The 20,719-nt window shown below is 71.2% G+C and carries 22 protein-coding genes; 9 read left to right on the forward strand and 13 right to left on the reverse strand.

Translation table 11 applies throughout. The features are described from left to right. Positions 1–50: 50 nt before the first annotated feature. Positions 51–635: a TetR/AcrR family transcriptional regulator gene (locus BM228_RS08035; RefSeq protein ID WP_092038835.1), complete on the reverse strand. Its 585-nt coding sequence runs from the start codon at positions 633–635 to the stop codon at positions 51–53. 115 nt (positions 636–750) lie between these two features. Between BM228_RS08035 and BM228_RS08040 the strand changes: the two genes are divergently transcribed. The 3 genes from BM228_RS08040 to BM228_RS08050 all read left to right on the forward strand — a co-directional run bounded on the left by BM228_RS08040 (position 751) and on the right by BM228_RS08050 (position 3,334). Further along, entirely contained in the window at positions 751–1,884 is a 1,134-nt protein-coding gene (locus BM228_RS08040) for an aminotransferase class I/II-fold pyridoxal phosphate-dependent enzyme (RefSeq protein WP_092038836.1), read from the forward strand. A 72-nt stretch (positions 1,885–1,956) separates the two neighbouring features. Beyond that, a complete protein-coding gene (locus tag BM228_RS08045; protein ID WP_092038838.1) occupies positions 1,957–2,466 on the forward strand; it encodes an OsmC family protein in 510 nt (169 codons plus the stop codon). Positions 2,467–2,479: 13 nt separating this feature from the next. Then, positions 2,480–3,334, forward strand: coding sequence for a class I SAM-dependent methyltransferase (locus tag BM228_RS08050; RefSeq protein WP_092038839.1), 855 nt, complete (start codon positions 2,480–2,482; stop codon positions 3,332–3,334). 11 nt (positions 3,335–3,345) lie between these two features. On the opposite strand, the gene BM228_RS08055 is transcribed toward BM228_RS08050, so the two are convergent. Then, positions 3,346–4,941, reverse strand: coding sequence for a gamma-glutamyltransferase family protein (locus BM228_RS08055; RefSeq protein WP_092038840.1), 1,596 nt, complete (start codon positions 4,939–4,941; stop codon positions 3,346–3,348). Between the two features lie 121 nt (positions 4,942–5,062). On the opposite strand from BM228_RS08055, the gene BM228_RS08060 reads away from it, so the two are divergent. After that, positions 5,063–6,514, forward strand: a complete 1,452-nt coding sequence (locus BM228_RS08060) for a carbohydrate porin (protein ID WP_092039125.1) — start codon at positions 5,063–5,065, stop codon at positions 6,512–6,514. Positions 6,515–6,567: 53 nt separating this feature from the next. Beyond that, positions 6,568–8,103 carry a cation:proton antiporter gene (locus BM228_RS08065; protein WP_092038842.1) on the forward strand — a complete coding sequence of 512 codons (1,536 nt, stop codon included), beginning with the start codon at positions 6,568–6,570 and terminating at the stop codon, positions 8,101–8,103. A 7-nt stretch (positions 8,104–8,110) separates the two neighbouring features. Here the strand turns inward: BM228_RS08065 and gshB are convergent, their stop codons facing one another. Then, the gene (gene gshB, locus BM228_RS08070; RefSeq protein ID WP_092038843.1) at positions 8,111–9,067 is read right to left on the reverse strand and encodes a glutathione synthase; all 957 of its coding nucleotides are present in this window, start codon (positions 9,065–9,067) and stop codon (positions 8,111–8,113) included. Positions 9,068–9,113: 46 nt separating this feature from the next. Beyond that, a complete protein-coding gene (locus tag BM228_RS08075) occupies positions 9,114–9,407 on the reverse strand; it encodes a hypothetical protein (RefSeq protein ID WP_092038845.1) in 294 nt (97 codons plus the stop codon). A 402-nt stretch (positions 9,408–9,809) separates the two neighbouring features. Here BM228_RS08075 and BM228_RS08080 point away from each other — a divergent pair, with 402 nt between their 5' ends. Both BM228_RS08080 and BM228_RS08085 read left to right on the forward strand, forming a co-directional pair. Then, complete coding sequence (locus BM228_RS08080; protein WP_092038847.1) at positions 9,810–10,010, forward strand: hypothetical protein; 201 nt, start codon at positions 9,810–9,812, stop codon at positions 10,008–10,010. Between the two features lie 43 nt (positions 10,011–10,053). Beyond that, entirely contained in the window at positions 10,054–10,899 is an 846-nt protein-coding gene (locus BM228_RS08085; protein WP_244537066.1) for a hypothetical protein, read from the forward strand. Positions 10,900–10,903: 4 nt separating this feature from the next. Here BM228_RS08085 and BM228_RS08090 read toward each other — a convergent pair whose 3' ends face one another. Genes BM228_RS08090 through BM228_RS08100 form a run of 3 tightly spaced genes read right to left on the reverse strand, consistent with a single transcriptional unit; the run spans position 10,904 to position 14,527 of the window. Then, positions 10,904–11,530 (reverse strand): DUF1254 domain-containing protein, encoded by a 627-nt coding sequence (locus BM228_RS08090; RefSeq protein WP_092038849.1) that lies wholly within the window; start codon positions 11,528–11,530, stop codon positions 10,904–10,906. Beyond that, a complete protein-coding gene (locus tag BM228_RS08095; RefSeq protein WP_092038851.1) occupies positions 11,518–12,222 on the reverse strand; it encodes a DUF1214 domain-containing protein in 705 nt (234 codons plus the stop codon). Before BM228_RS08095 ends, BM228_RS08090 begins: the two co-directional genes overlap by 13 nt. A 4-nt stretch (positions 12,223–12,226) precedes the next feature. Next, positions 12,227–14,527 (reverse strand): transglycosylase domain-containing protein, encoded by a 2,301-nt coding sequence (locus BM228_RS08100; RefSeq protein ID WP_092038853.1) that lies wholly within the window; start codon positions 14,525–14,527, stop codon positions 12,227–12,229. A 240-nt stretch (positions 14,528–14,767) separates the two neighbouring features. Here BM228_RS08100 and BM228_RS08105 point away from each other — a divergent pair, with 240 nt between their 5' ends. Beyond that, positions 14,768–15,259 carry a YcgN family cysteine cluster protein gene (locus tag BM228_RS08105; protein WP_092038855.1) on the forward strand — a complete coding sequence of 164 codons (492 nt, stop codon included), beginning with the start codon at positions 14,768–14,770 and terminating at the stop codon, positions 15,257–15,259. A gap of 3 nt (positions 15,260–15,262) precedes the next feature. Here the strand turns inward: BM228_RS08105 and BM228_RS08110 are convergent, their stop codons facing one another. The 6 genes from BM228_RS08110 to BM228_RS08135 form a co-directional block, all read right to left on the reverse strand. Beyond that, positions 15,263–15,925 (reverse strand): NrsF family protein, encoded by a 663-nt coding sequence (locus tag BM228_RS08110; RefSeq protein WP_092038857.1) that lies wholly within the window; start codon positions 15,923–15,925, stop codon positions 15,263–15,265. Continuing rightward, positions 15,925–16,482 carry an RNA polymerase sigma factor gene (locus tag BM228_RS08115; protein WP_092038859.1) on the reverse strand — a complete coding sequence of 186 codons (558 nt, stop codon included), beginning with the start codon at positions 16,480–16,482 and terminating at the stop codon, positions 15,925–15,927. Before BM228_RS08115 ends, BM228_RS08110 begins: the two co-directional genes overlap by 1 nt. A 110-nt stretch (positions 16,483–16,592) precedes the next feature. Next, entirely contained in the window at positions 16,593–17,309 is a 717-nt protein-coding gene (locus tag BM228_RS08120) for a DUF1223 domain-containing protein (RefSeq protein ID WP_092038861.1), read from the reverse strand. A 70-nt stretch (positions 17,310–17,379) separates the two neighbouring features. After that, positions 17,380–18,174 carry a creatininase family protein gene (locus BM228_RS08125; RefSeq protein WP_092038863.1) on the reverse strand — a complete coding sequence of 265 codons (795 nt, stop codon included), beginning with the start codon at positions 18,172–18,174 and terminating at the stop codon, positions 17,380–17,382. Between the two features lie 187 nt (positions 18,175–18,361). Then, a complete protein-coding gene (locus tag BM228_RS08130) occupies positions 18,362–18,895 on the reverse strand; it encodes a protein phosphatase CheZ (RefSeq protein WP_092038865.1) in 534 nt (177 codons plus the stop codon). Between the two features lie 110 nt (positions 18,896–19,005). Then, positions 19,006–19,389, reverse strand: coding sequence for a response regulator (locus tag BM228_RS08135; RefSeq protein ID WP_007560016.1), 384 nt, complete (start codon positions 19,387–19,389; stop codon positions 19,006–19,008). Between the two features lie 292 nt (positions 19,390–19,681). Between BM228_RS08135 and BM228_RS08140 the strand changes: the two genes are divergently transcribed. Continuing rightward, positions 19,682–20,668 (forward strand): bifunctional riboflavin kinase/FAD synthetase, encoded by a 987-nt coding sequence (locus BM228_RS08140; protein WP_092038867.1) that lies wholly within the window; start codon positions 19,682–19,684, stop codon positions 20,666–20,668. The last annotated feature ends 51 nt before the right edge of the window (positions 20,669–20,719 follow it).

Below are 20,719 nucleotides of genomic sequence, written 5' to 3' on the forward strand. Positions count from 1 at the left end.
CGCGCTAGTTTTGGAATATTCGTTCCATAATTGGCTAAAAAAAGGGGCGCTCACCTCAGCGCCGCCAAGGTCTGGTCGATGACGGCGATCAGCGTCGCACGATCCTGTGCGGGCGTCGTCTTAGCCAGCACCCGCAAGCCCTGCACGGCGTTGAACACGAACAGCGCCAGGGTCTCGGCATCCGCGGTGTCGCGGATCTCGCCCGCGTCCTGGCCGCGCCGGATCGTCTCCGCGATCCCCCGAATCAGGATGCTGAAATTGTCGCGCACGAGCTCGGCCACGTGCGGATCGCGACCGGACATCTCGATGGCGCTGTTGGTCGCCAGGCAGCCGCGCCTGTCCGATCCGGCGCAATCGGCCTCGACGATGCCCTCCATCAGGTCGCGCAGCCGCGCCAGGGGCGAGCCCGGCTGGCGAAGCTGATCGACATGGTCCTGCGCGCGCCGCTGGTAGCGCCGCAGCGCCTGCTCGAAGAGCCCGGTCTTGCTGGCATAGGCCGCGTAGAGGCTTCCGCGACCGAGGCCGGTGGCGTCGACCAGCGCCTGCGCCGAGGTGCCCTCGAAACCGGTCCGCCAGAAGGTCTCCATCACGGCGTCGAGGACGCACGCCTCATCGAATTCTCTCGGCCGGGCCAAAAGCCACTCCTGTTCTGGAATGAACGTACCATAACTGGAACAGCCTTCGTGTCAATCGTACCTCGACCCCTTCCACCTTGACATCCGCCGCGCCCGCGGCCCCATCACCCATCCGATGGACAGCCTCGACGCCTTCGCCCGCACCAAACTCGATGCCCTGGAGGCCGGCAGCCTGCGGCGGCGGCTGACGCCCACCGAGCGCGGGTCCGGGGCCGCAGCGGCGCGCGGGGGCCGGGCGCTCGTGTCGTTCTCCTGCAACGATTACCTCGGCCTGTCGCACCATCCGCGGGTGATCGCCGCCGCGCAGGAAGCGGTCGCGGCCTATGGGGCCGGGGCAGGCGGGTCGCGGCTGGTGACCGGCGACCATCCGGTTCTCGGGGCGCTGGAGGCGCGGCTGGCGCAGCACAAGGGCGCCGAGGCCGCCCTGGTGTTCGGCAGCGGCTATCTCGCCAATCTCGGCATCACCCCGGCGCTCGCCGGGCGCGGCGACCTCGTGGTGCTGGACGCGCTGTCCCATGCCTGCATGTGGGCCGGGGCGCGGCTGTCGGGGGCCAAGGTGCTGACCTTCCGCCACAACGATCCGGCCGATCTGGCGAAGGTGCTGGCCGAGCACCGTCCGCATCACGCCCGCGCCCTGGTCCTGACCGAGCGGGTGTTCAGCATGGACGGCGACCGGGCGCCGATCGGCGATCTTCTGGGCGTCGCGGAGGAGTTCGACGCCTGGACGCTGGTGGACGACGCCCACGGGATCGGCGTGGTCGAGGACGGGCCGCGGGCGCCGCTGGAGATGGGCACCCTGTCGAAGGCGCTGGGCTCCTATGGCGGCTATCTCTGCGCCTCGCGGCCGGTGATCGACCTGATGACCAGCCGCGCCCGGAGCTTCGTCTACACCACCGGCCTGCCCCCGGCCTCGGCCGCCGCGGCGCTCGAAGCCCTGGCGATCCTCGAGGAGGAGCCGGCGCGCCGGGCCCGGCCGCTGGCGCTCGCCCGGCGCTTCACCGCTCGCCTGGGCCTGCCCGAGGCCGAGAGCGCCGTGGTGCCGGTGCTGGTCGGCGACGCGCAGGCGGCCCTCGCCATCTCGGCGGCGCTGGAAGCCGCCGGCTTCCTCGTGGTGGCGATCCGCCCGCCGACCGTGCCGGCCGGGACCGCGCGGCTGCGCGTCGCGTTTTCGGCGGCTCACGAGGAGGCGCAGGTCGACGCCCTGGCCGAGGCGGTGGCGGCGCTGACGGGCCGCGCTTCCCGTCCCTGAGCAGCGCCCCTATACGTCATCCGGGATGCTCCCGCCCAAGAGGAGCCCGGATCACCCAGAGGACGACGCCCTATGGACGCCACCGCTTTGCGAGCCCTCCAGGCTCCGATCAAGGACCAGTACCGTTCGGCTCCGGATTCGGCTGTGGTCACCCTGAAGGCCAGGGGCACGCTGGACGACACCAAGATCGCCTGCAAGGTCGAGACCGGCCGCGCCATCGCGGAGGCCGGGCTGCACCCGGCCAGCGGCGGATCCGGTTTGGAGCTGTGCTCCGGCGATATGCTGCTTGAAGCCCTGGTGGCCTGCGCCGGTGTCACCCTGAAGGCGGTAGCGACCGCCCTGGAGATCCCGCTCCGGTCCGGCACGGTGAGCGCCGAGGGCGACCTCGATTTTCGCGGAACGCTGGGCGTCGACAAGGAGGCGCCGGTGGGCTTTCGCAGCATTCGGCTGGTCTTCGAACTGGACACCGACGCGCCGGAGGACAAACTCGCGCAATTGCTCAAGCTGACCGAGCGCTACTGCGTCGTATTCCAGACCCTGAACCACAAGCCCGACTTGTCGGTCGCCGCCACGACGGCCTGAGGGGAGGGCGGCGATGACCGGCGGCATCACCCAGACCGAGTACTGGAACGGCGAGGTCGGGACCCGCTGGGCCCGCAACCAGGCGGTGCTCGACGCGGTGTTCGCGCCGCTGACCGAGGCCCTGTTCGACCGCGCGGCCCTGCGCCCCGGTGACTCCGTGCTCGATATCGGCTGCGGCTCGGGCGCCACGACCCTGGAGGCCGCCCGCCGGGTCGGGCCGCAGGGCGCGGTGACCGGTGCGGACATCTCGGCGCCGCTGCTGGCGGTCGCCCGGAGTCGCGCCGAGGCGGAGACGGGCTCCGCACCGATCCGGTTCGTCGAGGCGGATGTGGAGCATGCCGATCTCGGGACCTACAGCCAAGCCCTGTCGCGGTTCGGGGTGATGTTCTTCCCGGACTCGGCCCGGGCCTTCGCCAATATCCGCCGGATGCTGGGTCCGGAGGGCCGGCTGACCTTCCTGTGCTGGCGGGCGCTCCCCGAAAACCTCTGGGTGACGGTGCCGCGCGAGGCGGTGGTGCCGCTGCTGCCCGAGATCCCGCCGCCTCCGCCGCCGGACACGCCCGGCCCGTTCCGCTTCGCCGCGGCGGACCCGTTGGTCGCACTGCTGCGCGGGGCCGGCTTCGGGACCGTGGCGTGCGACGCGGTCGACCGGGACGTGGTGCTCGGCCGGGGCGCCACCGATGCCGACGCGGTGGAGGCCGCGGCGCATGTGGCGCTCAACCTGGGGCCGACCTCGCATCTCGTGCGCGAGGCCGCGCCCGATCTGCGCGCCCGAGCCGAGTCCGCGGTCACCACCGCCCTGCGCCCGCACGCGGCGGGCGGCACCGTCAGCCTGCGCGCCGCCTGCTGGCTGGTCCAGGCGGGCTGATTAGCGCGGCTTCAGAACCCCAATGCGCCGCCATCCGAGCGCGGGTCGTGCATCGCCTCGATCCGCCCGTCCCGGGCGCGGCGCACCAGCATGCCGGCATGGCCCAGCGTGTCGCTGTAGGGCACGCCGACCGGCTCGATCTGGTGGCCCATGCGCTCCAGGGCCGAGAGGATCGCCGGGTCGAACCGGTCCTCGACCTTCACGCTCAGCGACGGCGCCCCCCAGGTCCGGCCGTAGAGCAGCCGCGGCGCCTCCACCGCGTCGGCGACGGAGAAGCCGTAATCGGCGTAGCGGCAGAAGATCTGGGCCTGGAACTGCGGCTGGCCGTCGCCGCCCATCGAACCGTAGGCCATCACCCGACCATCGTCGAAGGCGGCGAGCGCCGGGATCAGGGTGTGGAACGGGCGCCGGCCCGGCTCCAGCGGGTTCACGGCGTTCGGGTCCAGGGAGAACGAGACGCCGCGGTTGAGCCAGTCGATCCCGGTCCGCGGCAGCACCACCCCGGAGCCGTATTCCCAGTAGACCGACTGGATGTAGGAGACCGCCAGGCCGTCCCGGTCGATCGCTCCCATCCAGACCGTGTCGCCGGGGGAATCGCGCAGGGGCAGCGTGGCGGCGCGCTTCATGTCGATCCGCGCGGCTTCCGCGGCGAGGAAGCCGGGTTCCAGGAAATCGTCCACGTCGTGACGCAGGCGGCCGAAATCGGTCACCACCCGGTCGCGGATCGCGAAGGCGCGCTTCGTCGCCTCGATCAGCCCGTGGTAATGCGCCAGGCTGTCCGGGGCTGCGATGGTCAGCCGGTCGAACAGGCCGAGGATGATCAGAGCCGCCAGCCCCTGGGTCGGGGGCGGGAAGTTGAACAGGGTGGCGTCGCGCCGGCGCAGGGCCAGCGGCCGGCGCTCGGCCGGGCGGTAGGCTTCGAGGTCGGCCCGGGTCACCGGCGCGCCGAGGCGCTCCAGATCGGTGCCGATCTCGTGGGCGATGTCGCCCCGGTAGAAATCATCGAGCCCGGCATGGGCGAGTTGCTCCAGGGTCGCCCCGAGGGCTGACAGCTTGCGGATCTCACCAGCTTGGTAGGGCTTGCCGTCTTTGAGAAAGGTCGCGGCGAAGCCCGGGGCCTCGTGCAGGGTGTCGCCGGGTTGCGGCTTGTAGCGCTCCTCGCTCGGCGAGACCGGCACGCCGTCGCGGGCCTGGGTGATCGCGTCGGCGAGCAGCACGTCGAGGGGCAGCCGGCCGCCGAGCGCCTTGGAGAGCTCTAACGCCAGTTCCCAGCCGCCGACCGCGCCCGCCACCGTCACCATGGCGTCGGGGCCGCGCGATGGGATCGTGTCGTAGCCCTTCTCCCGGTAGCGCTGGATCGTGGCCAGGCGCCCGGCCGGCCCGCAGGCCTCGATGCCGCGCACCCGGCCGCCGCGCTCGCGCACCAGCCAGAAGCCGTCGCCGCCGATGCTGTTCATGTGCGGGTAGACCACGGCGATGGAGGCTGCCATCGCCACCATCGCCTCGATGGCGTTGCCGCCCTGCGCCAGCACGGTCCGGCCAGCCGAGGCGGCGAGGTGGTGGGGGGCGGCGACGGCGCTGTCGGAGAAGACGGGTGTCTCGGGCATCGTGTGTCCTGTGGTGTTCCGGTCGCAGCGTTAGGCAAGTGTGCGGCCGCCGCAAGGTCTCACGCTCCGCCGGGGCGGTGGCGTGTTAGACAGGGTGATGCCCGTCGCGCGGAAGCGGCCGATGCCGTTCAAGAATCTGCCCCGGTTCGCGATGGGCCTTGCCCTCGCCGCGACGCCGGCGGCGGCCCAGCAGCATGCGAAGACGGTCTTCGAGGGGGCGGGCGCCGATCCGCGCATCTCGGTCTCGCAGCCGGAGAGCACCAGCCAGGCCTCCGGCGGCTATGTCCGCTCGATCGAGCCCTCGCTCGGGCCGCTGGGCGATCCCCTCGGGATCCGCCCAGTGCTGAAGGCGCAGGGCATCGAGTACAGCCTGACCTACATCGCCGACGTGCTGGGCAACCCGACCGGCGGCCTCCGCCAGGGCGCGATCGTCGAGGATCGCCTGAACCTGCGGCTCAACCTCGATCTCGACCGGCTGGCGGGCTGGGAAGGCGCCACGATCCATGCCAACGCCTATTTCATCCACGGCACCGGCCTGTCGCGCTACTATGTCGGCGACCTGCTGACCACGAGCGTCATCGAGGCACTGCCGTCGAGCCGCCTCTACGTGCTGTGGTTCGACCAGAGCCTGATGGACGGACAGCTCGGCCTGCGGATCGGCCAGCAGGCCGCCGACACCGAGTTCTTCGTCAGCCAGACCGCGACCCTTTTCGTGAACTCGACCTTCGGCTGGCCGGCGATCACCGGGCTCGACCTGCCGAGCGGCGGCCCGGCCTACCCGCTCTCGGCCCCGGCGATCCGCGCGAAATACGTGCCCGGCAACGGCTTCTCGCTCCAGGTCGGGCTCTATGACGGCGACCCGGCCGGGGCGAACCGTCCGGGCAAGGATCCCGAGGCGCAGCGGCTCAACCGCACCGGCACAAATTTCCGCACCAACGATCCGGCCCTGATCGTCGCCGAGGCGACCTACGCGTACAATATCGAGCCGGGGGCCAAGGGCCTGCCCGGGGACATCACGCTAGGCGGCTGGCAGCATTTCGGCCGGTTCGACAGCCTGCGGTACGACATCACCGGCGTGCCGCTGGCCGACCCGAACGCCACCGGGATCGGCCGCCCGCTGCGGGGCAATGCCGGCCTCTACGCGATCTACGACCAGACCCTGTATCGGGAATCCGGCAAGGACGACGAGGGCCTCGGCTTCTTCGTGCGCGCCGCCTACTCGCCGACACGCTCCAGCTTGGTCGACGCCTATGTCGATACCGGCCTCGCCTATAAGGGCCTGTTCGAGGGCCGGGACGACGACACGATCGGCGTGAGCCTCGCCCAGGCCCGGATCAGCGACGACGCCCGCCGGGCCGATCGGGACACGATCCTCTACACCGGCGTCCCGATGCCGCGGCGGCGGGCCGAGACGGTGCTGGAGGCGACCTACCAGGCGGTGGTGGTTCCGGGCTTCACGGTGCAGCCCGACGTCCAATACGTGTTCCATCCGGGCGCCGGGGTGGCCGGCCCGGACGGGCGGCGCTTGCGCAACGCGGCGGTGCTCGGGGTGCGGGCGACCGTCCAGTACTGAAGCGGCGCCGCGCCGCCCTGGAACGGTGGCGGCACCCGCCCTCTTTCCGCATTATGGTGATCTTCGAGTGGGTTGTCGGCGTCCTGTTCGGCGCCGTTCTGTTGGCTGCGCTGGCGCGACGGCTGGGCGCGCCGTATCCGGCCTTCCTGGCCCTTGGCGGCGTCGGCCTCGCCTTCGTGCCCGGCGTTCCAAACCTGCGGCTCGATCCGGAGCTGGCGCTGGCTCTGTTCCTCGCCCCCGTCCTGCTCGATGCCGGCTTCGACGCCTCGATCCGGGACATGAGGGACAATTGGCGCGCCGTGTTCGGGCTGGCGGTGGGCGCCGTGGCGGTGACGACGCTCGCCGTCGCGTTCGTGGCGCATCTCATCGTGCCGGACATGCCGATCGCCGCCTGCATCGTGCTCGGCGCCGTGGTCGCGCCACCGGACGCCGTGGCGGCCCTGGCGGTGCTCAAGCACGCGCCGATGCCGCACCGCCTCGCCACCATCCTGCGCGGCGAGAGCCTGCTCAACGATGCGGCCTCGCTAATCATCTACCGGCTGGCGGTGGCCGCCGCGATGTCGGACGGCTTCCATCCGGCCGAGGTGGCGCCCGCCTTCCTGCTCGGCGTGGTCGCGAGCCTGGCGGCCGGACCCTGCCTGGGCCTCGCCTTCGTCGCCCTGACCCGCCGCGTCACCGACCCGGCCAGCACCATCGTGATGCAGTTCGTCGCCGCCTTCGGGATCTGGCTGGCCGCCGAAAAGCTGGAGATGTCGGGGGTGCTGACCATCGTGACCTTCGCGGTCACGGTCGCCCGCCGGGCGCCGGGCATCACGGCGCCGCGGACCCGGGTGATCTCCTACGCGGTCTGGGACACGGCGGTGTTCGTGCTCAACGTCCTCGCCTTCATCCTGATCGGCATCCAGATCGACCCGATCCAGGACCGGCTCACCGGCGGCGATGCGTGGCAGGCCATGTTCCTGGCCGCCGCGATCTTCGTCACCGTGGTGGTGACGCGTCTGGCCTGGGTCCTGCCGACCACCGGGCTCAAGGGCCTCGGCCTGCGTCAGGCGGGTGAACGGGCGAAGTACGGGCCGGGGCTCGCTCTGTCCTGGGCCGGGATGCGCGGCATCGTCACCGTCGCGGCCGCCCTGGCGCTCCCGATGGAGTTCCCGCACCGGGACCTCGTGGTGTTCACCGCCTTCTTCACGGTGCTCGGCACGCTGATCGTCCAGGGCCTGACCCTGCGGCCGCTGCTGGCGCATCTGAAGCTCGAGGACGATGATCCGGTCGGGCGCGAGGTCGGCTGGGCGCGGGCCGCTGCCTACGAGGCCGCCCTCGACAGCCTTTCGGATTCCGGCGCGGAGCCGGCGATCGAATCCCTGCGCGCCGAGTTCCGCTCGGCGCTGGAGGAGGCCGAGGCCCATGACGAGGGTCGCGCCCCCGAGAGCCTGCCCTCGGACGCCGCCCGCCGCCGCTCGGTGGAGGCCGCCCGCAACGCGGTCCTGTCCCTGCGCCGACAAGGCCGGATCGGCGACGACGCTTATTTTTTGTTGGAAGAGGAGTTCGACTGGGCCGAGCTCAACGCGACGCCGAAAGCGGAGACGTGAGCGCGGCTCAGACGCCCTTGCGCGCCGCGACCCGGGCCTCGATCGCGTCCCAGACCGCCACCGACAGGTCGGGGCCGCCGAGCCGCTGGATCGCCCGGATGCCGGTGGGGGAGGTGACGTTGATCTCGGTCAGGTGACCGTCGATCACGTCGATCCCCACCAGGATCAGGCCGCGCCGGGCCAATTCCGGTCCGATCGTCGTGCAGATCTCGCGCTCGCGCTCGGTCAGCTCCGAGGCCGAGGCGGCGCCGCCCCGGACCATGTTCGAGCGGATGTCGTTGGCCGCCGGCACGCGGTTGACCGCGCCCATCGCCACGCCGTCGACCAGGATGATGCGCTTGTCGCCCTCGGTCACCCGGTCGAGGTAGCGCTGGATCACCCAGGCCTCCCGGAAGGTGGTGGCGAACAGGTCGAACATCGAGCCGAAATTCGGGTCCTTCTCGGTGACCTTGAACACCGCCGCGCCGCCATGCCCGTGCAGCGGCTTCATCGCCACGGTGCCGTGCTCCAGCCGGAACGCCTCGATCTCCGCCTTGTCGCGGCTGATCAGCGTCGGCGGCATCAGCTCGGGGAAGTCGAGCACGAACAGCTTCTCGGGCGCGTTGCGCACCTCGAAGGGGTCGTTGACCACCAGCGTCTCCGGATGGATCCGCTCCAGCATGTGGGTGGCCGTGATGTAGGCCATGTCGAAGGGCGGGTCCTGGCGCATCAGCACCACGTCCGCCTCGGCGAGGTCGATCCGCTCGGGCGGCGTGAGCGTGAAATGCGCGCCCTCGACGTCCTGGACCGTCAGCCCCTCGACCCGGGCGGTCACGCGCCGGCCCTGCATCGAGAGCCGGTCCGGCGTGTAATAGATGAGGCGATGCCCCCGCCGCTGGGCTTCCAGCAGCAGGGCGAAGGTGGTGTCCCCCGCGATCCGGATATTCTGGATCGGGTCCATCTGGACGGCGACGGTCAGGCCCATCAAAAATGCCCCTCGCCAACGGCGCGTGTCGCGACCGGACGCGTCCTCAATCGTCGGACAGCGACTTGCTGCCGGTGCGCTTGTCGTAGTCGCCGATCGCCGAGCGGCACTCGGGCGAGAGGCGCTTGCGGTTGCGCATCATGCACTTGTCGGCATCCTGGCTGTTCGGATCGACACCGGCGCAGAGCCGGAAATAGTCGTTCGCGCAGCCGAGTTGCAGACCCTGATCCTCGCGCTGGGCGTAGGCGGGGCCGGCGGCGAGCGTGACGAGGGCGAGGGCTGCAGCAGCGAGGCCGCGACGACGGTAGGCGTGCAGGGTGCGTTCCGGAACGAGTCGCATTCAGCGGTGTCCTCAAATCTCGATCGCGCGGAAATTCGATGCGGCGGTAGCCCGTCCGCTTGGGTCCGGCATATCGGTCGCGCAGGGCGGTAGGCAAGCGCCGCAGCTCCGCATGGGTTCCCAGCGCGGAACGCCGCGGTCACGCTCCGCCCCGGTGTGGCGCCAAGGCCGCAGAGAACCGACGCGAAAAAAGGCCCCGTCCGCGCTCGGACAGGGCCTCAGTCAAAGGGAGGAAACGCCCGCCATGGGCGAACACAGCGTCGCAATTCGCGCGCCACATACGCCGGATGGCCGGCAAGACTCCGTTAACCACGTCATGCTGAATGGTTTCTGTAGCCCTTGCCGACCCCCTCTGCAGGGCCCGGGCGCTGCCGCTCGAGCCGCCGACAGGAGCCGGAGATCATGACCCCATTCACGCCGCGGGTGACGCGCGCGCTCCGACCGCCGATGCCCGCCAACGACGCGCGGCCGGACGCGTCCGCGCTCCTGATCCCGTTTCCCAGCGCCGAGGCACGCCGGACGCGCCGCCTGCCGCGCGCCGACGAGCAGCGCGGCGAAATCCTGTTCTTCCTCGGCGTGCGCTACGAGCGCCTCGCCTCCTGAGCACGGCGACCGGCCCGGCCGCGCTGTTTCCGACGGTTTGATCATGCCTGTCCCGGACCGCCCCCGGCCGACTATCCTGCCCGACGCCGGCAGGCGCACGACCCGCACCCGCAAGGCCACCTTGCTCCTCCCCGCCGGCGCGGCTCTGGCGCTGCTCGCCGCCTGCACCCAGAGTGGCGATTTCGGCCGGCCCCGGACCGGGGTCTGGAACGGCCTGATCGACACCACGGGCAGCTTCTCGGTGCGGGATCGCGGCCGCCTGATCCTCGATTCCGGTCTCACCGACGACGAGCAGGCCCTGCGCGACCGCGCCTGGCGGTTCGTGCAGCCGGCCAGCACCTTCTCGGCCTTCCAGGATGCCCTGCTGGGGCTGGCCAGCGCGCACGCCACCCCGACCTGGCGATTCGACGAGGTCGGCGCCTATTACGACACGCTGATTGCCGAGCCGTCGCGCTCCCCCGTTTCGCGCTACCGCCAGCTCGCGGACGACGCCACGGCCGATGCCCGGCTGATCCCGATCTTCACGGCGCTGGCGGCCCGGGTCATCGACGCGGATGCCGCACGGCTGCGCAGCCTGCCCTTCGCCAAGACTCTCGACGACGCGGATATCCGTCTCGCCGCCCAGCATGTCGCCGAGAACCGGTGCCTGATCGCCTGGGTGCGGATCGAGACCGGCCTGCGGCTGGCGCGCTATCGCTACGCCCTGGAGCACCTCTTCGCCCAGGCGCCGGCGCCGGAATCGGTCTCGGCCGAGCGGTCCTTGGCCATGCTCGCCGCCCGCCGCAACCTGCTGGTCCCGCTGCTGCCGCCGGATGCCGCGGCGCGCTGCGGCCTCGAAGCCGCCATCGTGCCGGTCGCCGAGGCCCCGCCGCTCGTCGCGAAGAACTGAGCCGCTACCGCCCCGCGGGCTTGGCCGTCGGGTCCTTGCCGTTTGTGTCATCCGCCGCCGAGTCGGTGGTGCAAGAGACAGCCTGGACCGCGGCGTTGGCGCCGGGCCGCTGGCTCGGCAGGCCGGCGATCACCCGGACGACCACGACGCCGCGCGTATCCGGCGCGACGATGCGCACGTCGCGGCTTGGGTCGTTCTCGTCGTCCTCGGCCAGCGCCTCGTCGTACTGGGCGCGGGTTAGGATCACGAGGTCGAGGGCGCCGCGCACCGCGGCCTGGTCGGTCACCGCGTAGAAGGCGCCGCGCCGGGCATGGGCGGCCAGCGACAGGGACAGCGGCCCGGTCCGGGCCGAGACGCGCATCGGCCCGTCGGCGAGGTCGTAGGCGCAGACGCCCACCGCCACGGCCGGGTCCGGGATCGGCAGCCACGCCTCGGGCGGGGAGGGGTCGTCGCCGGTGGCGACCGTGTAGATCGGCTGCGGGTGGTCCAGGTTCTCGCTGGTCCCGGCGCGCGAGACGGCATCCTTCTCGGACAGGACCGGGATCGCCAGCACCGCTGCGATGTGCACGATCCCGGCGAGCACCAGGCCGATCAGCGTGGCGTAGACGAAGCGCAGGTTCACGAGGCGCATCCCAGGCGGGTGATGGCCGGCACCGAATCCCGATCGAGGGTTCCGACGCTGGCGGCGACCGGGGTGTCGTAGAGGCGAAGCGCCAGGCGCACCGGGCCGCTGTCCCGGGGGCTCGGCAGCCAGTTCCCGGGCTGGACCTCGGGGGCGAGCACCACCGTGAACCGTCCATCGGCCGCGCGCAGGATCTCCGTGGAGGTGAAGCCTTCGCGCACGGCCGGGCGGCCGGGATCGCGGGCGCCGCGGCCGGCGACCGTGAGGGTCCAGGCCCGGGCCGGGGGCGTGCCGCCGCCGATGCGGTAGGAGCAGGTGGCGTCGAGGGCCCGGCCCTGGTCGTCCACCGCCGCCGTCAGCAGCAGGCCCTCGCCCACCGCCAGGGGGATCTCGCCCCGGCGGGCGTTGACCGCCCGCGTATAGGGATCGGCATTGGCCGCCCCGGCCCGAGGCCAGGCGGTCCAGGCGCCGACCTGCACGCCGCCGAACGGATAGCCGCCCCGCGTCGCCCAATCGGCGCTGGCGAGGCCGAGCACACCGCCGAGCGCCAGGGCGTAGACCGCGAGGCCCGCCACCGAGCTCTTGCGCCAGACACGGGCGAGGAAGCGGCCGGCGCCGCCGGGAGAGCGCGTCGTCGGCGCGGGTCGGGGTTCTTCGGCCGCGGCGCTGCGGCCGGGGCCTCCGGGGATCGCGAGCCTCATCGGATCACCGCAGCTCGATGCGGCCGCCGACGGACCGGGCGCCCTCGGCGACCTCCCGCGGCTGGGCGGGGGGCGCCGCCGCCCGGTCGCCGGGCTTCCGCTCGGTCTTCTGGGTGGCCTTGTCGCCGCCGCCGGCATCCGGCCGCGCCTCCCCGGCCGGGGCGCGCTCGACGGTGCGGAACAGGCCGTTGAGGCCGCCGATCACCTCGAAGGAGCGGCGCGAGAGCTTGCCGTAGGCGCTGGCATTGGGGTCGATCGGGGCGGTGGGCCCGCCCGACGCCTGCTGCTGGGCGGCGCGCGGATTGTCCTTCAGGCCCGGCAGGCCCTTGGTCTCGATGCCTTGGTGGGCCGGCTCCATCACGTCGTGCCAGAGCTGGGCCGGGAGCGAGCCGCCGGTGAGCTTGTTGGTCGAGGTGTGGTCGTCGTTCCCGAACCAGACCGCGCCGACATAATTGCCGGTGTAGCCGACAAACCAGGCATCCCGGTAGGCATTGGTGGTGCCCGACTTGCCGGCGACCTTCACGCCTTCGAGCTGGGCGCGCTTGCCGGTGCCCTCCTCGACGACCTTGTTGAGCATGAAGTTCATGTCGGCGACCACCTGGGGCGACAGGACCCGATCCGGCGGCTCGTCGGCATGGCGGTAGATCACCTCGCCGGACGAGTTCTTCACCTCCATGGCCGCGTAGGGCTTGGCCTTGAAGCCGCCATTGGCGAACACCGCGTAGCCCGCCGCCTGGTCGATCACCGTCACCTCGTCGGAGCCGATCGGCATCGAGACCGTGTCGATCAGGTTCGAGGTGATGCCCATCCGGTGGGCGGTCTCGATGATCTTGGCGCGGCCGGCCTTGGCGGCCCGGGCCTCGTGGCTGATGCCCATGGCCTTGCCGAGCGCGATCGAGATCTTGATCGGGATCGTGTTGATCGACTTCGCCACGGCGAGCCACATCGGCACCCGCCCGGAATAGGAGCGGCCGTAATTCTGCGGGCACCAATTGCCGATGCAGACCGGGCTGTCGACCACAACGGTCTCGGGCTTGAACAGGCCCGAGGCGAGGGCGGCGGAATAGACGTAGGGCTTGAACGAGGAGCCGGGCTGGCGCAGCGCGTCGGTGGCGCGGTTGAACTGGCTCTCGCCGTAATCCGCGCCGCCGACCATGGCGCGCAAAGCCCCGTCCGGGTCGAGGATGACCATGGCGGCCTCGTCGACGTCGAAGGCGTCGCCGGACTTGCGCAGGATGTCGGCGACCACGTCGTCGGCCCGCTTCTGGATCGCGAGGTCGAGGGGCGTCTTCACGGTGAGCACCCGGTCGCTGCGGAGCTTGCCCGCATCGGCCATGGCCTTGATCTCGCCGAAGGCCCAATCGAGGTAGTAGTCGGCGGTGATGTCCCGGGTGCGGGTCACCGGCGTGGCCGGGTTGCGGAGCGCCGTCTGGATCTGGCCTTCGGTGACGAACCCGGCCTCGACCATGTTGTGCAGCACGTCGGCCGCCCGGGCGCGGGCGGCGGGCAGGTTGACGTGGGGCGCGTATTTCGTCGGCGCCTTGAACAGGCCGGCCAGCATGGCGGCCTCGGCCAGGCTGATGTCCTTGAGCGGCTTGCCGAAATAGTAATCCGCCGCCGCCACGGCGCCGAAGGTGCCGCCGCCCATATAGGCCCGATCGAGATAGAGCTTCAGGATCTCGTTCTTGGTGAGGTGGCTCTCCAGCCACAGGGCCAGGAACGCCTCGTTGATTTTTCTTTCGAGCGAGCGCTCGTTCGTCAAAAAGAGATTCTTGGCGAGCTGCTGGGTGATCGAGGATCCGCCCTGCGTGCCGCCGCCGCCGCGCGAATTGTTGACCAGCGCCCGCAGGGTGCCGATCGGGTCGATGCCCCAATGCTCGTAGAAGCGCCGGTCCTCGGTGGAGACCAGCGCCTTGATCATGATGTCGGGAAACTCGTCGAGCTTGAGCGAGTCGTCGTGCTTGATGCCGCGCCGGCCGACTTCCATGCCGTAGCGGTCGAGGAAGGTGACCGCGAGGTCCTGCTGCTTCAGCCAGTTGTCGCTGGTCAGCTGGAAGGCGGGCTGCGCGAAGGCGAGCAGCAGCACCGCGCCGCCGGCCCCGAGGGTGACGGCCTCGCTGGTCAGGTCGAGGGCGAAGCGCTTCCAGCCATGCACGGCGAACCGGCTCATGACGCGCTGGAAGCGCTCATAGGCCGCGCCGGTGGACCGGCCGCTGTCGTAGAGGCTGGCATTGACCCAGGCATCGAACGCCAGGGCGGCGCGCTCGATGCGGATCTTGATCTCGGTGAGCGTCGGCAGGCGCACGATGTCGGACCCGGCTTGTCGAGCGCCTCTGCGGCGGATCTTGGCGGCGGAGGATCGAGCGCCCGCGCCGCGGGCCAGGATCCCGCGGCCGAGACACCGCGCGGCGTGCCCATCCTTAGCAGGATCCGGAACGGTGGGCGAGGCTCTGCGCAGTCTCGCGATTCGTCGCGGCCCGGCCCCGCTTGCCCCGGGGCCCCGGCTCGGGCAGAGACACGCTCTTCCCGATCGCGAGATTCACCGATGTCCAAGCCCGAGGCGCTGCGCCGCGGGGTCGCCGAGCCGTTCTGGCGGACCAAGACCCTCGAAGCCATGACGCCGTCCGAGTGGGAAAGCCTCTGCGACGGGTGCGGCCGCTGCTGCCTGATCAAGCTCGAGGACGACGAGACCGGCGAGGTCCACCACACCGATATCGGCTGCACCCTGCTCGACGGGCTGACCTGCCGCTGCCGCGACTATGCCCGCCGCCAGAAGCGCGTGCCCGATTGCGTCCGCCTGACCCCGGAGGCGGTGCGCACGATCCCGTGGCTGCCGCCGACCTGCGCCTATCGCCTCGTCCGCGACGGCGAGCCACTCTATCCGTGGCACCCCCTGGTCTCGGGCCGGGCGTCCAGCGTGCACGAGGCCGGCATCTCCGTCCGCGGCCGGCTCTCCGGCAACGAGGAGGAGTTTTCCGACGACGAGTTGCCGGACCGGATCGTGGCCTGGCCGGGTTCGGATCCGGACGCGCGCTGACGCTCAGCTCAGGTCCACGCGGCTGCCGAGGAGCCGCCCGCCCGCGAGGCCGTTGAGGCCGATCACCCCGAGCACCGCGACGGCGTGGATCAGCAGATCCGAGGCAGTGGCGTCGTGCGGGTGGAACGGCATCAGCAGCGCGGCGGCGGCGGCGGCGGCAGCCAGCCCGCCCAGGGCAGCCGTGAGATTCGGCCGCAGCGGGCAGGCCCGGCGCAGCATCACGACGATCAGCGCCGAGAGCGGCACCGAGACGCAGACCAGGAAGCTGAAGCAGCCGGCGACCTCCTGCGGATGCGCAAGGCCGGTGCCGGGGGCGATCCAGTCGCGCAGGCAGCCGAACCCGCTCGCCCCGATCCAGAGGGCCAAGGGCGGCAGCGGCAGCAGCGCCCAGGCCCGGGAGCGGCCGGGCACGCTGGTGGCGAAGGCGGCGAAAGCCGCGCAGGCCGCCGTCAGCACCGCGCCCAGCGCCGCCAGGGCGAGGTCCGGCACGCCCATGCGCAGCATGAAGCCGTTGGTGTCGATCCGGCTCGCCAGGACCAGCCCGATGAGCAGGGCCGCGCCGAGCCACAGGGCGGCTCGGAGAGCGGGCGCATGCAGCGGCCGGACCGGCTCCAGGCTTCCGGCGAGATCCTCGACGAGCCGCTCGTGGCGGGCGAGATCGGCCATCAGCGCCGCTCCTGCATCAGGTTGGCGCGCAGGGCCTTGAGGGCCCGGTGCAAATTGACTTTGAGCGCGCCCTTGCTGCGCCCGGTGAGGGCCGCAGTCTCGTCCAGCGACAGCTCGCGCAGGCCGAGATGCTCCACCGCCTGCCGCTGACCGTCCGGCAGGGACGCGACCGCGCGGGCCAGCGCCGCGGCCCGGTCGCGCGCCTCCAGCCCCTGGCCGGGCTCGGGACCGGGATCGGCTTCGGCCTCGTAGGCGAGGGGATCGTGGACCTCCCGGGGCCGGCGGCCGGACCGGCGCAGGCGGTCAATCGCCCGGCGCTGGGTGATGGCCCGCAGCCACGGCAGGAACGGCCGCGCCGGATCGTAGCTGGCGCGCGCCCGATGCACGGTCATCAGCGTGTCCTGCACGACGTCGTCCACCGCCTCGCCGCGCACGCCCTGCGCCCGGGCGATCGCCGAGACGAGAGGCAGGCACGCCTTCAGCAGGGCCCGATACGCGGCCGCGTCACCGTCCTGCGCCGCCGCCATCAGAGCGGCCAGTTCCCCTTCGAGCGCCATCCGGGCTCCACCGCCGATCCGTTCTCCGGCCTGTCTCGAGTCTAGCGCGGGGTTGGAGTCCGACGCCAGCGCCCATCCGCCCCCGGCGACGCAGCCCGGCATGGCCAGCATCATCGCGGGCTCCCCTCGGCCGTGGCGAGGCGGTCGCCCAACCGGGCCGCGCCCAGGATGCGGCCATCCTCGGCCTGCAGGAGGAGGGCGGCGGTCTCGCCCGCCGGCGCGGCGGCCTCGAAACTCGCGGCAGCGCCGGACCAGGGACCGAGATCCTGGATCGACCGGACGACATTGGCCTGTTCGAGGGTGCGCCCGGCATTCTCGCCGCGCAGGACCCGGCTGGTGTGGCTCGGATCGAACCCGATCAGCAGGATCCGGCCGGCACCGGATCCAGGCCCCACTTTGGCGGACAGGCGGCTGCCGTCACGGGCCAGCGCCACCCGGACGGTCTGTCCGGTGCCCCGCGCCTGCGCAATCGCCGCCCGCAGACCGGCCTCGTCGGAGCCGACCAGACCGGCCTGCCCGTCGATCACCGCCTGCGGCGTGTAGGTCGGGCCGCCGAACCGGGCGGCGTAGTCGTTCTGGCGGGCGGTGGCGGCCGGCAGGGAATAGGGGTCGCGCCAGTCGAGATGGTTCCAGTAGGTGACGTGGAAGGCCAGCGGCAGCACGTCCGCGCCCTCTCGCGCCAGGCGGCCAATCAGCGCCTCCGCGGGCGGGCAGGAGGAGCAGCTCTGCGAGGTGAACAGCTCGACGACGACGGGGCGCTCCAGGGCTGCGGCCGGACGGTTGGCGGCGAGCAGCAGGGCAGCGGAGATCAACGCGACGATTTTCATGGCCGGGCCTCCCGACACCGGCGAAGGATGCCGGCGCGTGACCGACCTTTCGGCCGAACTCCGGCGGCGGTTACGCCGGATCAGCGCCGTCCAGTTCGAAACGATCCACGTCCCGCAGCAATTCGACGAAGGCGGCGGCGCCGTAATCGAGCGCCGCCTGCCCGGCCTCCGCGGAACCCAGCCGGGCATCGCCTATGGCCCCGGAGGGATGCAGGTCGCCGGCCTTCCAGGCGAAGGCGGCGGGGCGGCCGGCACGCAGATGGGTGAAATCCCGGACCATCGCGCGGCTGCGGGGCGGGAAATCGGCGATCCGGTCGGTCCGCACCAGATCCGGCCGCAGGGCCAGCATCAGCGCGGTCTCGACGCCGCCGGCATGGATGCCGTGGGCGATTTCGTCCGGGGGGAACAGGCCGTCCGGGTAGCCGAACCTCGCCCAGGCGGTCGTGACCGCGACCAAACCGAACCGCGCCCGCAGTTCTCCAGCCACGAGATCGATGAGGGCGCTGTTGCCGCCGTGGCTCGTGACGATCACCAGCTTGCGGCAGCCGGCCCGATGGATCGCAGCGCCGATCCCGGTCCAGGCGGCGAGCGCCGTCCCGGTGTCGAGGGAGAGCGTGCCCGGAAACGCGTCGTGCTCGTCGGATTTGCCGATAGCCTGCACCGGCAGCAACAGCACGTCGAGATCGTCCGACACGCGCGCGCGGACACGGGCGAGGTAGCCCTCGGCGATGATCGCGTCGGTGCCGAGCGGGAGATGCGGGCCGTGCTGCTCGATGGCGGCCACCGGCAGCACCGCCAAGGCCCGCCGCATGTCGCGCCGCGCGAAGTCGTCCGTCGTCAGATCGGACCAGAGCCGCGCCGCCATGATCTGGACCTCAGCAGGTTTCGCAAGAATGCCCGGCGGTTCTGCGTCGAAACCCTGCGCTCCATCAAGACTCTCAGGAGCCACGCGTCGGTTGCCCGACGCGTGGCTCCTGGAATCTTCCGTCGACGCCGCCTGCTGGCCTCGGGTTACCGAGGACGCTCTGCTCCCCGGACCGACCCGGAACCAGTCAGGCGAACATGGCGTCGATGTCGTTCTGGGACGGGGTTTCCTCGACGGCCTGGGGGCCGTTGAGGAGCAGGTCCTCGGCGCGGGCGCGGCGGGCCATCTCGACCGGATCGGTAGAGGCGGCGTCCCGAGCCTTCACGGCGCCGACGAAGCGGGCAAGCCGCTGTTCGAACAGCCGCAGGGCCTCCACGACCTTGGCGATTCGCTGGCCGGTGATGTCCTGGAAGGCGCAGGCCTCGAAGATCGTGTTAATTCGCTCCTCGACCGCGTCCCGGTAGCCCGGCCCGTCCGGGAGGCTGAGCATCGCCTCCGCGGCCTCCATGATCGTGTTGGTCGCCCCGGCCGTGGCCGCGACGACGCTGCCGAGTTCCTCATGAGCCATGGGAATGCGGTCGCGGCTCATCTCGTTCGCTCGAAGCGCGCCGATCTCCTCGCGCAAATGGGCGATGTAATCCGCGATCTCAATCAACTCGGAGATCACGGCGTGCGGTTCACGGAACCGCATATCGGGCTGTCGCGCGGCGACTGACGCCATGCTCTCCTCCTGGGATCGGCGACCATCGATGCCGGCGGCATCGCTCTTGGGCGTCTTCCGGCGTGCCGGGGGCTTCGCCGGTTGGCGCGTGGGACGTGCCACGGGACTCATCAGTTCCCGCAGACGGCCTCGATCTTGGACTTGAGCGTCGCCGCGTTGAACGGCTTGACGATATAATTGTTCACGCCGGCCTTCTTGGCGGCGATGACGTTCTCGGTCTTCGACTCGGCGGTCACCATGATGAACGGCGTCGTCCGCAGATTTTCGTCGGCGCGCACGTGACGCAGCAGCTCGTAGCCGGTCATCGGCTCCATGTTCCAGTCGGAGATGACCAGACCATACTTGCGGTCCTTGAGGCGCGCCAGTGCTGCCGTACCATCCGAAGCGTCATCGACCTCTTCAAAGCCGAGTTGCTTCAGTAGATTCCGAATGATTCGGACCATCGTCTGGTAATCGTCGACAACGAGGATCGGCATGCTCAGATCGAGAGCCATAGACCAACTGCTCCGTATTGCCCGGCGGGAGGCCGCGGCGGCTCCCGAAAAGATGAACGCTTCACTAACGCCGCAAAATAGCCGCGCTGCACAACATTTAAAATAGGGCACGCGCATTGCGAAGCCGTTAATCTGCGGGTGTGGCATTCGCCGTCGACCCCTGCGATGTCGCAGGACGGCCGGTTCCCTTGACCCTCCCGGCGCGTTTCGGCAGGGTCCGGCTCCGTCGGGCCTGCCGCGGACCGCGCAGGCGCTTCCATCCGACCCTTTTCGAGTCTCCGACCCCGAATCGATGGCCTCAGGCGACGAACCGGCCATGCGGCCCTTTACGATTTGCGGCGCGGAGGCGCCGGTGCCGCCGGCCCTGGCCGGAGCCATCGCGGCGATCGGCAATTTCGACGGCGTCCATCGCGGCCATCGGGTTTTGGTGGAGAACGTGCGCGCGGCGGCGCGCGAGGCCGGCCGGCCGGCCGCGGTGCTGACCTTCGAGCCGCATCCGCGCGCCTATTTTGCGCCCGACGCGCCGATGTTCCGCCTGACCTCGCTCGCCGCGAAGGAGATCGTGTTCGCGCATCTCGGCCTCGACGGGTTGATCGTGCGCCGCTTCGACGGGGCGCTCGCCGCCACCGGCGCCCGCGCCTTCGTGCTCGACTTCCTGAAGGGCTCGCTCGGCCTCTCCGGCGTGGTGGTCGGCCACGATTTCCATTTCGGCCGTGGTCGCGAGGGCACGCCGGCGATCCTGGCTGATCTCTGCCGCGAGGCGGGTTTGGGCTGCCGGATCGTCGAGCCGGTCGCCCTGGCGGGCGAGACCGAGCCGGTCTCGTCGAGCGCGATCCGGGCGGCCCTGGCGTCGGGCGACATCGCCCGGGCCAACGCGCTCCTCGGCTATCGCTGGTTCGTGCTCGGCCAGGTCCGCCACGGCGACAAGCGCGGCCGCCAGCTCGGCTTCCCCACCGCCAACGTGATGCTGCCCGATTGCGGGCTGGCCCACGGCATCTACGCGGTGCGCGTGCGTCTCGGGCCCGGCGAGATCCATGACGGGGTCGCGAGCTACGGCCGCCGCCCGACCTTCGACGACGGCGCGCCGCTCCTCGAAGTCTATCTGTTCGATTTTTCGGGCGACCTGTACGGACGCGAGATCGCCGTGGAATGCGTCGGCTACATCCGCGGCGAGGAGCGGTTCGCCAGCGCGGAGGCACTGATCGCGCGCATGCATGTCGATGCCGACGTCGCCCGGACCCTGCTGGCCGCCGACCAAACTCCCTCGATGCTCGCCTGATTCAGCGAACGCGTCAGATCATGTAGACTATGGGATCGATCAGGAGGCGGA

It is taken from the genome of Methylobacterium pseudosasicola, assembly GCF_900114535.1.
Lineage (GTDB): Bacteria > Pseudomonadota > Alphaproteobacteria > Rhizobiales > Beijerinckiaceae > Methylobacterium > Methylobacterium pseudosasicola.